The 14,571-nt window shown below is 47.4% G+C and carries 13 protein-coding genes; 9 read left to right on the forward strand and 4 right to left on the reverse strand.

Features of this window, described 5'->3' with window-relative positions:
- Positions 1-27: 27 nt before the first annotated feature.
- The 3 genes from G8759_RS23775 to G8759_RS23785 form a co-directional block, all read right to left on the reverse strand.
- A complete protein-coding gene (locus G8759_RS23775) occupies positions 28-1,146 on the reverse strand; it encodes a caspase family protein (protein WP_167213591.1) in 1,119 nt (372 codons plus the stop codon).
- A 102-nt stretch (positions 1,147-1,248) separates the two neighbouring features.
- Complete coding sequence (locus G8759_RS23780; protein WP_167213594.1) at positions 1,249-2,076, reverse strand: hypothetical protein; 828 nt, start codon at positions 2,074-2,076, stop codon at positions 1,249-1,251.
- Positions 2,077-2,078: 2 nt separating this feature from the next.
- A complete protein-coding gene (locus G8759_RS23785; protein WP_167213597.1) occupies positions 2,079-3,755 on the reverse strand; it encodes a LamG-like jellyroll fold domain-containing protein in 1,677 nt (558 codons plus the stop codon).
- A 205-nt stretch (positions 3,756-3,960) separates the two neighbouring features.
- Here G8759_RS23785 and G8759_RS23790 point away from each other — a divergent pair, with 205 nt between their 5' ends.
- From G8759_RS23790 to G8759_RS23805, 4 genes are all read left to right on the forward strand, one after another.
- The gene (locus tag G8759_RS23790; RefSeq protein WP_167213601.1) at positions 3,961-4,776 is read left to right on the forward strand and encodes an MlaE family ABC transporter permease; all 816 of its coding nucleotides are present in this window, start codon (positions 3,961-3,963) and stop codon (positions 4,774-4,776) included.
- Positions 4,777-4,843: 67 nt separating this feature from the next.
- Complete coding sequence (locus G8759_RS23795; protein WP_167213604.1) at positions 4,844-5,599, forward strand: ABC transporter ATP-binding protein; 756 nt, start codon at positions 4,844-4,846, stop codon at positions 5,597-5,599.
- 113 nt (positions 5,600-5,712) lie between these two features.
- Positions 5,713-6,735: an MlaD family protein gene (locus G8759_RS23800; protein ID WP_167213607.1), complete on the forward strand. Its 1,023-nt coding sequence runs from the start codon at positions 5,713-5,715 to the stop codon at positions 6,733-6,735.
- Between the two features lie 182 nt (positions 6,736-6,917).
- Positions 6,918-7,313: a hypothetical protein gene (locus tag G8759_RS23805; RefSeq protein WP_167213610.1), complete on the forward strand. Its 396-nt coding sequence runs from the start codon at positions 6,918-6,920 to the stop codon at positions 7,311-7,313.
- 118 nt (positions 7,314-7,431) lie between these two features.
- Here G8759_RS23805 and G8759_RS23810 read toward each other — a convergent pair whose 3' ends face one another.
- A complete protein-coding gene (locus G8759_RS23810) occupies positions 7,432-7,899 on the reverse strand; it encodes an FKBP-type peptidyl-prolyl cis-trans isomerase (protein ID WP_167213613.1) in 468 nt (155 codons plus the stop codon).
- 405 nt (positions 7,900-8,304) lie between these two features.
- On the opposite strand from G8759_RS23810, the gene G8759_RS23815 reads away from it, so the two are divergent.
- The 5 genes from G8759_RS23815 to G8759_RS23835 all read left to right on the forward strand — a co-directional run bounded on the left by G8759_RS23815 (position 8,305) and on the right by G8759_RS23835 (position 14,504).
- A complete protein-coding gene (locus G8759_RS23815) occupies positions 8,305-8,907 on the forward strand; it encodes a fasciclin domain-containing protein (RefSeq protein ID WP_167213616.1) in 603 nt (200 codons plus the stop codon).
- Positions 8,908-9,063: 156 nt separating this feature from the next.
- Positions 9,064-9,309, forward strand: a complete 246-nt coding sequence (locus G8759_RS23820; protein WP_162385340.1) for a hypothetical protein — start codon at positions 9,064-9,066, stop codon at positions 9,307-9,309.
- A 139-nt stretch (positions 9,310-9,448) separates the two neighbouring features.
- Positions 9,449-10,663 (forward strand): L,D-transpeptidase family protein, encoded by a 1,215-nt coding sequence (locus G8759_RS23825; RefSeq protein WP_167213619.1) that lies wholly within the window; start codon positions 9,449-9,451, stop codon positions 10,661-10,663.
- A gap of 96 nt (positions 10,664-10,759) precedes the next feature.
- Positions 10,760-11,305, forward strand: a complete 546-nt coding sequence (locus G8759_RS23830; RefSeq protein WP_167213622.1) for a hypothetical protein — start codon at positions 10,760-10,762, stop codon at positions 11,303-11,305.
- 415 nt (positions 11,306-11,720) lie between these two features.
- A complete protein-coding gene (locus tag G8759_RS23835; RefSeq protein ID WP_167213625.1) occupies positions 11,721-14,504 on the forward strand; it encodes a TonB-dependent receptor in 2,784 nt (927 codons plus the stop codon).
- The last annotated feature ends 67 nt before the right edge of the window (positions 14,505-14,571 follow it).

Raw genomic sequence — 14,571 nt, forward strand, 5'->3', positions numbered from 1 at the left:
CTGGCGCATTCTCCCAAAATCTGACCCTTATTCTGGTTTAACAAAGTAGAATTTACCGCGCAGTCGCCCTTCGCTATAGGGTGGTTGCTTGATACCCCGTTCTTCCAGACCAGCATCAATACGCTCAATGAGCCCGTAAATATCAACACCGGGTTCTTCGATGTGCCGAATTAATTCACTGGTAAACAAGCCATTTTTTTCCAGACCATCGGAGGCTACTTTACCTGGTTCCGTGGCATAGACGATCATGGTGCCAACCGGTGGCGCAATGGTGGTGTGTATAGGGCCGCCCATACTCCGATTCCAGGATCGGTACGGATTATTGCGGCAGGCATCCCAGAATACCAGATTAGCCCCCGATGGGTTTGCCTGCTCCATTTTAGCAACCAATCGCCGTAATGGATAGCACTCAAACTCTACATCAGGCTCGGTTGACGGGTCTGCATCAACGGGTTGCAGGTAGTTGTCCCCATTGACCATCAGCCCATGACCAGCGTAAAAAACCAGCCCGACATTTTGTTTCTGACGCCCTAAATCGACCAGAAACGTGTCTACTGTCCGCTTCAATTCGCGGAGTGGCAGATTTTCCCGCAACACGACCTCAAAACCTACTTTTTGCAGGTAATCCCGAATGGTTCGTCCGTCGTTGATTGGATTACGAAGCGCTGCTTTTGGGTAACTTGCATTGGCAACCACCAAAGCTAAACGCTTGGGGGCATTCGGTGATGGCGGAGTCTGTGGCCCCATTTTATACGTAACATAACGCGAGTCGGAAGTGGTCGTTCCGGCAGGGTTCGTTGCAGTCAGGTGTATTTCGTTGGCCCCTGGCTCAAGCGTAATTTCTTCAGTGAGTTCCTGCCCACATTCGATATGCTTAAAACCCGTTCGTTTGTTTGGGATTTCTTTGCCGTTCTGAAAAAAATGGTAGGTAAGTGGCTCCACCGATTGTATGCACGCGGTTATCCGCACGGTTGGCACTTTTTGCTCCGACCGTGTCAGTTGCGGACTTTGCCAGGTAATAACGGGCGCTACCTGCCTGACTGTTTTTACCCAACCACTGGCGCTGGTTATAATGCCCGTCTGCTGCGCCAGCAAGGTTTTGGCGAAGAGTAAGATTCCCCAAAAAACGATTACAATTCTTTTCATTTAGTGTTATGGGCCGGTAATCCTTACGGATAGATAGACAACAAAAGTCGTAAAACCGTTGTAAGCGCTATCCTTTTTATAGTAAGCGGTTCATGTTACCCGCTAGAACTGATAGCGAAGTCCAAATGTCGGCGTTTTCCCGACAACGTTCATCGTAGGTCGCATTCCTATCGTTTGATTTTTGCGACGCTGTTCGTTCTTTATTCCTTTCAATAGCGTGTATGTAACATCGGCAACCCAGATAACGGCAGCTGCACTGACTGCCAGCACGTATCGATGATTCAGGCTGTTAGCCTCATTATAATATGGAACTGCAAGCCGGTCATAGGGTTGCTGAAGGTACAGCGCATACTGGTCGTTTGACTTGCCTTTCTGTAATAAACCATAGGCTAGTGCACCTACATACGCGACCGAAATCAATGGCCGCAGCCCAATACTGTGTTTAGGCTGAACCATAATGTTGCCCAGACCCGGCAATAGCGCTGATAGCAATGCATTCGTCGGACCACCGCCAATAACCTGCTGCTCCGTGGTTGTGGGCGAATCTTTTTCTGCACTGCCTTTCCTAACAGTTGGACCAGGCTTAGTAAAAGGCTTGATATTTACTTTTGCCTGGATTTCCTCATCCAGCGTTTCGCCGTCTCGGAGGTAATCCCAGACAACGATTTTGTTCGTACCCGACGTAACGCCCAGTCCGGCATCGCCCGATAGTGTTCTCACTTTCAATAGCCCCCGCAGTCGTCCTTCAATCTGAATAAAAACGGAGTCTTTCAGTGTCAGATTTTCTACGTCATAACGAATAATAACCTGCTGTGTAGACGACTCAACCCGAATGTTCGATACCATTGGCGGTTTCTCCGGCGATTGGCCATAGTTCAAACCAATGCCGAAGCACCAGATGATAAGCCAGTTAACTAAATTTCTCTCCATTGTTATTGGCGACTATAAAGCGCATCGACCTGATCCTGATTTAGGGGTATGTTATAGACTCGAATATCGTCCATAGCACCCTGGAAATAATTCGGAAAGTTTTTCGACTGCGCCCCAAACTTTAAGGTACCACCAATACAGTCGTCGATAAAGGTTTGGGTCAAATCCGTCTTTGAGCGGATCGCTTTCCCATTTTGATACACAGTCATGGTTCTACCCGAGTAAACAAAAACCAGATGCTGCCAAGTATCCACCAAAACCAGATCAGACAGTTCCAGATCCTGCCAACCTTTACTCTGAACACAGTTGCTCTGTTGCTTAATGTCGAAATTGATGTATGGTTTCGTTGCCGACGACCCAACTGGTATCTCTTTGACAATAGCGCTATACTGCTCCTTTTCGCCATCGGCGAAGTTGTTTTTCATAAAAATCTGCATCCTGGATGTTCGGGCCGCTGCGCTTGGTTTAATCCAGACACTAATTGAAATACTGGCCGGGCGTAGGCTGGCATTATCAGCAATTTCAATGTAATCGTCCACACCATCGAAATATAGTGCCGTCTGATCACCGCCCTTACGGTTAGCCGTAAACGTAGGCCCGTTTCTTAATGTCGCATGATTGCCGTTTCCGCTAACATCACTGGCATTTCCATCGAATGGAAAGCTGGCCACTAAACCAGTTGTCAGGTCAAAATCGAGTGTAGTAAAGGGCAGAACGTCTCCATAGACGACCAGATTATCTCCATACACCGCGAACGACCGATAGTAATACCTTGTGTTGATAGACAGGTTAGTGAGTGTTACGGACGTATTGGCTCCAACAACTGGGCCGGTAACATCTACTGCCGATGCACCAGGTAGTTTGGGATCATTTGACGTACTGGAATAGCAGATACCATAACGAATAGCAGCTGGAATGCCGGCATTATCCAGCCTGAATAACACCAAAGCCGTACTCCGATCGAGCGAACTCGTTCCAATAGTCGTTACAACGGGGAGCAGAGGTGGCGTTGTAAACGTTCTTACCTCCTGACTATAGCTGGGAGCGGCACTATTGATCGCAAAAGCACGAACGTAATAAGTCGTACCGGGCTGCAATTGAGTCATCGTAAATGAGTTTGCAGTTCCTACCGTTGGATTAAATGTATTTTCGGTCTTCTGATCAGCAATTGTAGGCGGATTATTGGTTGTGGAATAACATAAACCGTACCGGCTAATTACTCCGTTGCCATTACTGGTTACGGTCATGCGAAGGGCCGCTGAGTTCATGGTTATGGTAGTCGGATCGAGGTCCTGAATGGTAACCGTTGGCGGAACAACATTACTGATTGTTATGCTTGTACTGGCCGTGTAAGCATCCCCGCATTTATTGGTCAGATTGGCTTTAACGGCATATGTTCCCGAAGCCGTGTATGAATGTGGCATTGAAACCGCCACGGCCGAACTTCCTGATTGGCCATCACCAAAATCCCACTTCACGTCGTCGGTAGTTCCCGTTAAAGCAGAGAGAGAAAAAGTAACACTCAGTAAATTAGCCTGATAATTAATTTTTGCTGTGGGGCTTTCGCATTTAGGGAATGATCGGGTATCCAGATTCCATTTACAGCCACCAACTACCCAGCATAACGCAAAACAACTTACTAAACGAATCAATAAAAACGCCGGTAAAATTTTCTTCATGGTGCAATTGAATGGTAGCAAATTTATGGATTGCTGGTTACATCAAGGTCCTTAATTGATTATTCGGCGGCCAAATGGGCGACTTGACTCCATGTTTTGTTTATAGTAATGTTGCACACTTTGTGAAGGTATTGGATAAATTAAAACCCAAACCCGTCAAATCAGTTATTAGAATAATCCGATCAGAACCACTGTCAGCGCTTTAATGCAGTCAGACACCACCAACTCCGCCAATAAATCATCCAGTAAGCCCGTCGTTAACCGGCGGCTGGATAAGTTCTTCTTAAATCTGGCCGATGTTTCGGCCTTTGTCGGACGCTTCTTTCGGGAAGCGTTTATTCCTCCCTATGAATTTAAGGAGATTATCCGGCAGTGTTATGAAGTAGGGTATCGATCGTTGTTGCTGATCTCAACAACGGGCTTTATTACCGGTATCGTGTTTACCAATCAGTCGCGACCGTCGTTGTCTGAGTTTGGGGCTACTTCGTGGCTGCCCTCCCTTATTGCCATTGCCATTGTGCGGGCGTTAGGGCCACTCGTAACAGCACTGATTGCATCTGGCAAAGTAGGGTCGAGTATTGGCGCCGAACTGGGTTCCATGAACGTAACGGAGCAAATCGATGCTATGGAAGTTTCGGGTACAAACCCGTTCAAGTTCCTGGTAGTGAGTCGTGTACTGGCCACATCGATCACGATTCCCGTTCTGACAATGTATACCATTTTTGTCGGGCTCCTGGGGGCATTCATTAATGTGAATCAGAACGAGCAAACCAGCTTTGTGTCCTATTTTCAGGAGGTCTTTGGCGCCATTACGTACACCGATATTTTCGCTTCCATCACAAAATCGATTGTATTTGGTTTTACGATCGGCATGGTCGGTTGCTACAAAGGCTATCATTCCTCAAAAGGGACTGAGGGCGTTGGTAAGGCGGCCAATGCATCCGTTGTAACAGCCATGTTTCTGGTCTTCATCGAAGAATTGCTGTCGCTTCAGATCATAACCGCTATTCGAGGCAACTAGCGATGAACGCCGACGAATGAACAAGATTTTAGTTAATGACTCTTTTACCCAAATTCCTGTACTATAAATGACACAACCAACCGATCCAGTTATCAGTATTCACGGCCTGAAAAAGTCGTTTGGCGACTTACACGTACTGCGCGGTATCGATCTGGATGTTAGCCGGGGCGAAAATGTAGTCGTGTTGGGTCGTTCTGGTACAGGAAAGTCAGTGTTGATTAAAATTATTGTTGGTTTATTGAAGCCCGACGCCGGAAGTGTTGTTGTGCTGGGACAGGATGTTGAAAAACTTCGCGACCAAGAACTCGATATGTTCCGTCAGAAAGTTGGCTTCTCGTTTCAGAGCAGTGCATTGTATGATAGTATGAGTATTCGGGAAAATCTGGAATTCCCGCTCATACGCAATGTGCGGGATCTGACGCAGGGAGAAATTGACCGCGCCGTTGAAGAAGCTCTGGACGATGTTGGTTTGTCGCAGACGATCAACCAGATGCCCTCGGAGCTTTCGGGTGGTCAGCGCAAACGAATTGGTATTGCCCGAACCTTAATGCTGAAGCCTGAAATCATGCTCTACGACGAACCAACGGCCGGGCTCGATCCGATCACAAGTATCGAGATCAACAACCTGATTAATGAAGTTAAAGAACGCTTTAAAGCGACTTCCATTATCATTACTCACGATTTGACCTGTGCGAAAACCACCGGCGATCGTGTGGCCATGCTTCTGGATGGGCGCTTCGAGCGAGTTGGCCCGTTCGAGGAGGTTTTTGCCGACCCCGATGAGCGAATACAGCAGTTTTACAATTACAAATTTGTCGATTAGCCAATGTAAGGTAATCCGGTAAACGAATATCGGCTCAGCTGCTGAACTGACACGATTTTACACAATTACCTCCATTACCGAGTTACCTAAATTACTCAATTCACTAATTCACTATGAGTACAGAATCGAACAAACGCTCTGTTGTTGTTGGCATATTTGTTCTGCTGGGCATTATCATCTTTGTTGCAGGGGTGTTTGTGCTGGGCGGGCAACAAAAACGCTTCACGAAAAGCATCCGTCTCATTGCCGTTTTCAAAGATGTATCAGGCCTCAAAGCAGGCAATAACGTCTGGTTTTCAGGCGTAAAAGTCGGAACGGTTAAGCGAGTCAGTATCTATAGCAATGCGCAGGTAGAAGTAGACATGGACGTCGAACAGAGTTCGAAGCAGTTCATCCGGAAAGACGCCAGTGCAAGCATTAGCTCAGATGGGCTGATTGGCAATAAAATTGTTGTCATTGTGGGCGGAACCAATAATCATCCTGAGGTTGAAGACGGCGACCGGCTGCAAACCCAGGCGGCCCTAAGCTCAGACCAGATTATGGCGACCCTACAGGAAAATAATAACAATCTGCTGCGCGTAACCAACGACTTCAAAGAACTGGTCGGGAACCTTAGAAAGGGCAAAGGCACAGTTGGCGCTGTGCTGACTGATTCGATCGTTGCCAACAACTTTAAGCGGGCCATGCTAAACCTGGAAAAGGCGTCTGATAACACCGTAAAGGTCACAGGCGCGGTATCGCAATTTGCGGCTAAATTAAATGCAAAAGGAACGTTAGCCAATGAGCTGGTGACTGACACAACGGTTTTCCGCCAATTAAGCCGCTCGGCGGGGCGGCTGGAAAGCGCGGCAACGTCGGCCGATGTCGCCGTTGGCAGCCTGCGAAAATCCACGGAGAACTTTAACCGGGCATCCGAAAAACTCAATAACAACAACAGTCCGCTAGGTGTGTTACTAACCGATCAGGAAACAGCGAATAACCTTCGGATTACGCTCCGGAATTTAAACAGAGGTAGCGCTTTGCTCAATGAAGATTTGAAAGCCGCTCAGAATAATTTCCTGTTGCGTGGTTTTTTCAAGAAGCAAGCCAAAGAAGATGCCAAGCGTAAAGCAGATAGTACAGCCACAAAACCGTAGTCCGGCCAGTCTATCCGGCTTTCATGTCACAGAATACGCCCTAAAGATGTACTAGATAACGAAGTTGTGCGTTACTAAAATGCACGGACTATCTACCCTTGCTGACTGTTACGGACTTTATAGAACGGCAACTTTCAGTAAGGGTAGCGTCTTTTTGTATACTTACGACAACTCTCTATACAATGTTGGGCTATCATTGGACTGCACTTTGTCTGGCCATGCTTACGCTTGCAAGCAGATATACCTCGTATGCGCAGGCAAAAAAACAGGAAAATTCTTTTCCTACCTACCAACAGATCAAGCCTAAAGATTCGGAGATTATCGATCAGGTATCTCCGCCGAGTCCGTCAACAATATATAGCCGGATTATCAATACCAGTTCGGCTCGGTTTCCCCTGAATTTATTTGATTATCCCGACGGAACGGTAACGTATTACCTGAATGATCAGCCAACAACCGATGTCAAATACGTTAAAGAAGTACTCAAAAATAAAAGTATTTCTGTTGAAACGATTTCGATAGATCGGCCTACCGAAGATGGGAAACGAATAATCAGAATACGGTATGAAGCGCTTTGAGTAGGGTGAATTCTCTGGATTACCAGCAGGTACATTCCTACAAAAAAAGTGGTTTGTGGGTCGCCTACTCCTACGAATAAGGCGAACCACAAACCACAGACAATCAGCTTTCTACCGATTAATGATGCCCACCGGGACCATGAACGTGTCCATGCGCCAGTTCGTCAGGGGTAGCGTCGCGTACCTCTACGACTTCAACGTCGAAATGCAGATTCTGGTCGGCCAATGGGTGGTTGCCATCAACGGTCACCGTTTCAGGTCCTACCTGTGTTACGGTGATCAATTCGCCCTGATTGGTCTCAAACTGCATCCCAACTTCTATTTTCTGGCCACCAAACGCTTTGATTGGAACCTCCTGAATAAGTTGGGGATTTCGTTTGCCATAGCCCTTTTCAGGAGCTACATCTATTTTTGCTTTGTCGCCTTTGGCTTTTCCTTCCAGCCCTTCTTCCATTCCTGGAATCAGGTTACCCTTGCCATGAAGGTAATAGAGCGGGTCACGTTCCTGGCTCGAATCCAGGATGTTGCCTGCATCATCACGGAGGGTATAGTGGATGGCGGCTACTTTATGTTTCGAGATCTGCATAATAATTAGCGTTCGATTGGTTTTTGGTAAGAAACAATCGAAACACAAAGTTGGCCTTTCCCATCGAAAATAAATTAACAATCGGGAAAGAATTGTCAATCAATGCATTTGTCTATCCACATATACCCATTCTCCTTACACGGACATAGGCGCTGCAGAGTGGTACTTCTCATCAGTAAAGATTTTGACTTAGACAGGCAACTGTTTTACTTATCAGAACAACAGCATCCAACTTTTTAACTCTTTATCAGAAAGCCGGGCTGTGCTTTCCCTCAATTTTTATCCCATTAAATACCGTTTACGAAACATTTTTTCGAAAAGGTCGTTCACCTGAAACCGATGTGTGTGGCATCGGGGCTTATTCAATCGAATAAGTCGATTTGTATTCACCATTTATACTCGACTATGACAACGAAATCGTGTTTCGGCTGGGCGATGGGATTCGCCCTACTTATTGGGGTTAATACAACAATTACAGCTCAGGATCAGAATACGGCGGCTCAGCCTACTGCTGCGGCAACCAGTACGATGGGGATGCCCGGAGCAAACTTAAAATCGGGGGTTTCGACCGGTAAAGATCTGGCGATCAGTGCCGCAAAATCGGCCGACCATACCATTTTATTTCGGGCATTGCGCGTATCGGGCCTGACCGAACAGGCTAGTAGTAAAGGCCCATTCACGGTGTTTGCCCCAACCAATGAGGCTTTCAATAAATTGCCGGAAGGCACTGTAGATGGACTTCTGCAACCAGCGGCTAAAGGAAAACTAGTCAAACTATTAGCGTATCACGTTGTAAAAGGCAAGTTAACCTCCGATCAGTTGCAGGATGGTCAGAAGCTCAAAACAGTAACGGGTGGCACACTAACCGTTGGTAAACAGGGCGATACAGTTACCATTACCGATGGGGCAGGTAACACCGCGACCGTTAACGCGGCCGATGTTGAAACCACAAACGGAATCGTTCATTCAATTGATACAGTGCTGATGCCCGCAGAAGGAGGCAAATAGACAAAAAATCTTTAGTAGCACACAAAATCCGCCAGTTCGATTACCGAATTGGCGGATTTTGTCTATCTATACCAACCGAACAATATCGAGAATCGTCGGTTATCTAATTGAAAAACGGCTGTTGATAGGAGCCCCAAACCACGAAAGGAGGACGTAATGGAAAGTGAAGAAAAAGAAGATCTGATTCGTGCAAAACAAGCTATTTCGCCCGCAGGACTGGCTAACCAGTCGGCAGAGGGAACCAGTGGACCCGGCAGTCAGATAGACGCAGAAGAGCTGCCTGCCGATCAGTTGGAAGATGACTATATGGATGGTGACGAACCGGGATCTAATCTGCGAATTCGGCATCCAAACCGGAATCCAAATCCTAAGCCTGACATTGATAAGCCAGCCTATAGTTAGTGGTTGAGGGATCAACAAAATTCGCTCAAAAAACGCTTTTATCAGGTCCATCCGATAAAAGCGTTTTTTGCTTTAGACCGAATACACACAACCTAAGCGGGCATTTCGGTGTTTATTGTGAATATACACTCAACGAAAAATGGATAAACGTAAAATATGGATTGGGGTGGCCATTCTGGCCGGATTAGTGATCGTATTCTTTGTCGGTCGCCAGGTGATTAACTGGCAGAAGACAAAACAGGAAGAGAAACAAAACCGGGAGCAGGCTTTGCGTCAGCTTAAGCAGGCAAAGCAAACTTTGCACCAGGTTTGCCAATATGCCGACTCAGTGGGCATCGATACGAGCCGCTTCACGATCAGTACCACCACTTCTAAAGATGATATTACTGAAAAAATCGCCCAGTTAGTCATGGAAACACGGTATGGCAAGAAGCCATCCCGGATAGAATTTAGTGGCCTTCCGGAAGCCGTTGATTCATCGTGGTCCGAGAAGATCAGTACGACCTTCTCGCCCGCAGCCATTACCGATGTAGCTTCCTTTTCTCCGTATAATCAGTTAGTGAAGCATTATAACCGATTACGAAATCGGACAAAAGCAAGTCCTGGCGTTGCCGATTCGCTTCGGTTGATCCGGCAAACGCTCAATTTTTACCGCTATATTAATCGGTTCGACCCCGAAAAATTTGTGGTAGTTAATATTCCGGCAGGCGAACTGAACGTGTTTGATCGAAGTGGGAAACGGTTTTTACCCATGAAAGTCATTACGGGCAAAAAAGATAAGCGAACGCCCTGTATGACAACGTACATTAAAGACATCGTTGCCTATCCCTACTGGAATGTTCCGAAAAGTATTGCGATCAACGAAATGCTTCCCAAAATCAGGAAAAACCTGGCCTTCCTGAACAATCAGAATTTACAGGTACTCGACAGTCGTAACCGTGAAGTAGATCCCGAAGAAATTGACTGGGAAAGCCTGTCTGAGACAAATTTTCCGTACCGGATCCGGCAGGCATCGGGTTGCGAGAATTCGTTGGGGCTGATTAAATTCGATCTGGAAAATCCGCTGGCCATTTACCTCCACGATACCAATGGCCGCGACATGTTCACCCTCACTGCCGATCGCTGGCGGAGTCATGGCTGCGTACGTGTGCAAAAGCCCGTCGAGCTAGCCAACTTCGTGCTCGGCAAACAAACATTCGATGCCGGTTTCATGAACCGCTGCCTGATCGATCAAAAGCCGCAGACGCTGGCCATTCCTAAACGGTTTCCGGTTTTCATCACCTACAACATTGCGGATGTCGATGCAGCGGGGCAATTACACTTTTATAACGATGTGTATGGGCTTGGTAAGTGAATTGGCTGAATTTATGCATTGAGTTATCGGAAGGCATTGATTTTGTTCAGGATTCGATAGTACTTTAGCATTACAATCTGCTTCGCATCGCTGAACGTGAAAAAATTAGTTTCGTTTGGGTTGTTCTTCCTGCTACTCTGTCATACGCTGGCGCACGTTATTGCGGGCCTGAGCGCATGGTGGCAGGAAGAACATGACCTATCGACTCGTTTGCAGGTTTATCGATCGGTGGATAGCATCGTCGAATTTCAGATTCCTCTGGTTAACAAAACCGACGGTACCGTAATTGTCCGTACGACCGAAGATGGTTTTAATTACCGTGGTCATTATTACAATGTCGTGAGTCTGGAAGTGCAGGGAGACACCCTGCACATTGCTGGTTTGGAATCGACCAGCCGTTCGTTCTGGCAGGATGATCTGCTGACGTTTGTAAATCATCATCTGACCTCGGTGCCCGCTACCGGTGGGAAAGCCAGCCAACTCTTAAAGCTTTTACTTAAAGAATACTCACCCAGCCCACGTACGGTCCTTCATTTTCTGTTTTTATCCTGGCGTGAATCAATCCGGATTCCTGATACGCCTTTAGTTTTCTCGACTCGCTCTGAGCCGATTTACTCTCCCCCACCCGAACTGACCGCCTGACGGCCGGTTACAGGTATGAATAAGTAGGCTAATCTGTCTAGGCGGATGAGTCATGTTCATGTACGTATCTAAATCGACAACGAATGCCTGCTTTTTCTGACTTTGCTTTATTGCTTGTATGGCTTCTGGTCAAACAGACTCTTTGCCAGCTATGGGCTGTACCTATCATGCCGGTTCGTTAACAACTCAGCTATCCATTGCCAGTTTATCGTGTTCTGATAAATCGGACAATCGGGGTTGTTCGTCATTTCCTTCTCTTTCGTTTTCACATCTACTCCGGATTAGGGCTCAATGTCCGATCAAATCCGCATTGGCTACGCATATGCATTAGTCAGTGATTGTATGCTGGGTCTGGTAAAGACATACCTAATTGGTTCGTTGCACTGTAGCCCATAAATACTTACTCCCATACTTCATGAAATCTCTTTATATAAACCTATTGTTTTTGCTGTTTCTCAGTGGGCTGACACCATCTGCCCTGGCCCAGACAGCAGCACTTCATGGCTCTATTACCGATGCCGAAACTGGAAAACCGCTGGCGGGAGCAAGCATTATCCTTAAAGGCAGTAAGCGTGGGGCCGTTACGGATGACCTGGGCCGATTCAGTTTGCCCAGTTCCGATGTGAACGGGCGGCTTCTTATCGTATCGATGATTGGTTACGAAAGGCAGGAAGTTTTGATCCCGGCAAACCAATCGCTGACGGTTCGGCTACGCTCTTCGTCTGAATTGCTCGACCAGGTCGTTGTAGCAGCATCGCGGGTTGAAGAAAGTAGCCTGCGCTCGCCGGTAAGTATCGAAAAACTCGATTCCCGTGCTATCCGGCAGTCGCCTTCGGCCAACTACTTTGAAGCGCTTAACAATGTGAAGGGTGTGGATATGGTTACCAGCGGACTGACGTATCGCCAGATCAACACACGGGGCTTCAACTCGACGGGCAATAGCCGGTTTCTCCAACTGGTAGATGGAGTCGATAACCAGTCACCGGGGCTGGGCTTCTCGGTAGGCAACCTGTTTGGCGTGTCAGATCTAGATGTGGAATCGGCCGAATTGATTCCAGGGGCAGCCTCTGCCCTGTATGGCCCGGTAGCGTTCAATGGTCTGTTGTATACGAAAACCAAAAATCCTTTTGATTATCAAGGGCTAAGCGTACAGCAGAAAACAGGGATCAATCATGTAGCCGATCCAACTGGCGATGGCGCAAAACTCTTCTCAGAAACATCGGTACGTTATGCCAAAGCATTTGGCAACAGGTTTGCGTTTAAACTGAATGCATCCTACCTCAAAGGTCGCGACTGGTATGCAGCCGACTACACCGACATCGATCCAAATACCAGTCCCGATAAGCGCGGCCCAACAAACCCAGGCCGAAATGCGCTGAATATTTATGGGGATGAAGTAGCGCAAACGCTACCGGGCATCGGTCGCGTTTCGCGAACAGGTTATGAAGAGCGCAATTTAACTACGTACGATGTTTATAGTCTGAAATTGAATGGCGCTCTTCATTGCCGGATTACGCCTACTGTCGAAGCCATTTATGCACTAAATGTGAATCAGGGAACGGCCAATTATACGGGTAGTAGCCGGTTTATGCTTAATGATTTCCGGTTAACGCAGCATCGCTTGGAACTACGTGGCAAAAACTTTTTCATTCGGGCGTACTCAACTGCCGAGAACTCGAATAACTCCTATAATACGCGTTCACTGGGCCAACTCATCAACCGCGCATGGGTGCGTGATCTGAGCGGCAACGTGGTTTCGCCCGACAAAGCCGACGCCACCTGGTTTGAGCGTTATGGCGCAGCTTATGGTGGAAAAGTGGAAGGCGTTACCGCTCAGAGTAACGATGCCGCCCGCACATTTGCCGATCAGGGACGATTCACCCCCGGTTCCGCCGATTTTGACCGGGAAAAAGACAAATACATTCACATTGCCGGATTACAAGGAGCAGGAGTTCTCAGTCAGAGCAAATTATACCATGTCGAAGGCCTATATGACTTCACCCCACATGTCAGGGTTGTGAATTTACAGGGCGGTGGTAATCTGCGCTATTACGCAATGGAAACCAACGGGACACTCTTCGATGACATAGTCAATAAGGTGCGGGTGTCGGAGTATGGTGCGTTTCTACAGGTGGCTAAAACGATCCTGAACGATAAACTGAAACTTACGCTATCGGGGCGCTACGACAAAAATCAGAATTTCGCCGGAAACTTTACCCCAAGAGCGTCGGCGGTGTTCTCACCGAACGATGCGCATCATTTTCGGGCCAGTTACCAGACCGGATTCCGGAACCCTACTGTACCTGATCAGTTTATTAAATTGAACGTCGGTCCGATCATTATTCTGGGCGGGGCCCCGGCAAACTCGGCAGGTCTGGGTGCCTATGAAAACTCATTTACATCGTCATCTGTGGGTGATTTTGGCGCTGCGTTCGGGCAGGATCTGGCCGCAGGTACCCCTTTCCCACAAGCCGTTGCCAAAAATAAAGATAAGCTGGTGAAGTCGAACGTACCTTACATTCGCCCTGAACAGTCGCAGGCTTTTGAAATAGGGTATAAAGGATTGCTAACGCCCCGTTTATTGATCGATCTGAGTTATTACCATGGTCAATACCGAAATTTCCTTATAAATCAGGTGGTTATCAGCCCCAAAAGTCCGGTACTTCTGGCCGATGGCAGTATCAATCCGGCCGCAGCCTCCGATGTACTGACCACAGCGAACCGGCAGGCTTATCAACTTTATACCAATGCGGCCGACCGCGTTTCGACAGAAGGAGCCAGTGCCGGATTGACAGCCACGCTAAATCGCGGTTATCTTCTGAATATCAATGCGACCTGGGCGCAATTCAATATTCTGGATGCCAATCCAAACAATATTCCGGCTTTTAATACGCCCCGTTTCAAAGCCAATGCGGTTTTGAGCAATGATCGTTTGACCGATCGTGTAGGTTTCAGTGTGGCCTGGCACTGGCAGGAAGCTTTCGACTGGTATGGCACATTTACTGAAAATCGACCGGGTCGAATTCCATCCTATTCATTGCTCGACGCACAGGTTAGCTATCGACTACCGTCTTTAAAAACAACCCTGAAACTTGGGGCCAGTAATCTGGCAAACAATTACGTTGTACAGGCGTATGGTTCATCAGCCGTGGGCGGACTCTACTACCTGACGCTCTCTTTCGATGAATTAATGCATTGATATAAAATAAATTATGGCTTGCCAATCCGGATTGGCAAGCCATAACAAAATACCATATACCGAAAAT

The sequence above is a fragment of the Spirosoma aureum genome (assembly GCF_011604685.1).
In the GTDB taxonomy this organism is placed as follows: Bacteria; Bacteroidota; Bacteroidia; order Cytophagales; family Spirosomataceae; genus Spirosoma; species Spirosoma aureum.

What these genes read in the sequence shown, in the direction of transcription:
- G8759_RS23795 (WP_167213604.1), top strand. Translation starts at nt 4,844, where the DNA reads ATGACACAACCAACCGATCCAGTTATCAGTATTCACGGCCTGAAAAAG.
- G8759_RS23800 (WP_167213607.1), top strand. Translation starts at nt 5,713, where the DNA reads ATGAGTACAGAATCGAACAAACGCTCTGTTGTTGTTGGCATATTTGTT.
- G8759_RS23785 (WP_167213597.1), bottom strand. Translation starts at nt 3,755, where the DNA reads ATGAAGAAAATTTTACCGGCGTTTTTATTGATTCGTTTAGTAAGTTGT.
- G8759_RS23825 (WP_167213619.1), top strand. Translation starts at nt 9,449, where the DNA reads ATGGATAAACGTAAAATATGGATTGGGGTGGCCATTCTGGCCGGATTA.
- G8759_RS23780 (WP_167213594.1), bottom strand. Translation starts at nt 2,076, where the DNA reads ATGGAGAGAAATTTAGTTAACTGGCTTATCATCTGGTGCTTCGGCATT.
- G8759_RS23790 (WP_167213601.1), top strand. Translation starts at nt 3,961, where the DNA reads ATGCAGTCAGACACCACCAACTCCGCCAATAAATCATCCAGTAAGCCC.
- G8759_RS23810 (WP_167213613.1), bottom strand. Translation starts at nt 7,899, where the DNA reads ATGCAGATCTCGAAACATAAAGTAGCCGCCATCCACTATACCCTCCGT.
- G8759_RS23815 (WP_167213616.1), top strand. Translation starts at nt 8,305, where the DNA reads ATGACAACGAAATCGTGTTTCGGCTGGGCGATGGGATTCGCCCTACTT.
- G8759_RS23835 (WP_167213625.1), top strand. Translation starts at nt 11,721, where the DNA reads ATGAAATCTCTTTATATAAACCTATTGTTTTTGCTGTTTCTCAGTGGG.
- G8759_RS23775 (WP_167213591.1), bottom strand. Translation starts at nt 1,146, where the DNA reads ATGAAAAGAATTGTAATCGTTTTTTGGGGAATCTTACTCTTCGCCAAA.
- G8759_RS23805 (WP_167213610.1), top strand. Translation starts at nt 6,918, where the DNA reads ATGTTGGGCTATCATTGGACTGCACTTTGTCTGGCCATGCTTACGCTT.
- G8759_RS23820 (WP_162385340.1), top strand. Translation starts at nt 9,064, where the DNA reads ATGGAAAGTGAAGAAAAAGAAGATCTGATTCGTGCAAAACAAGCTATT.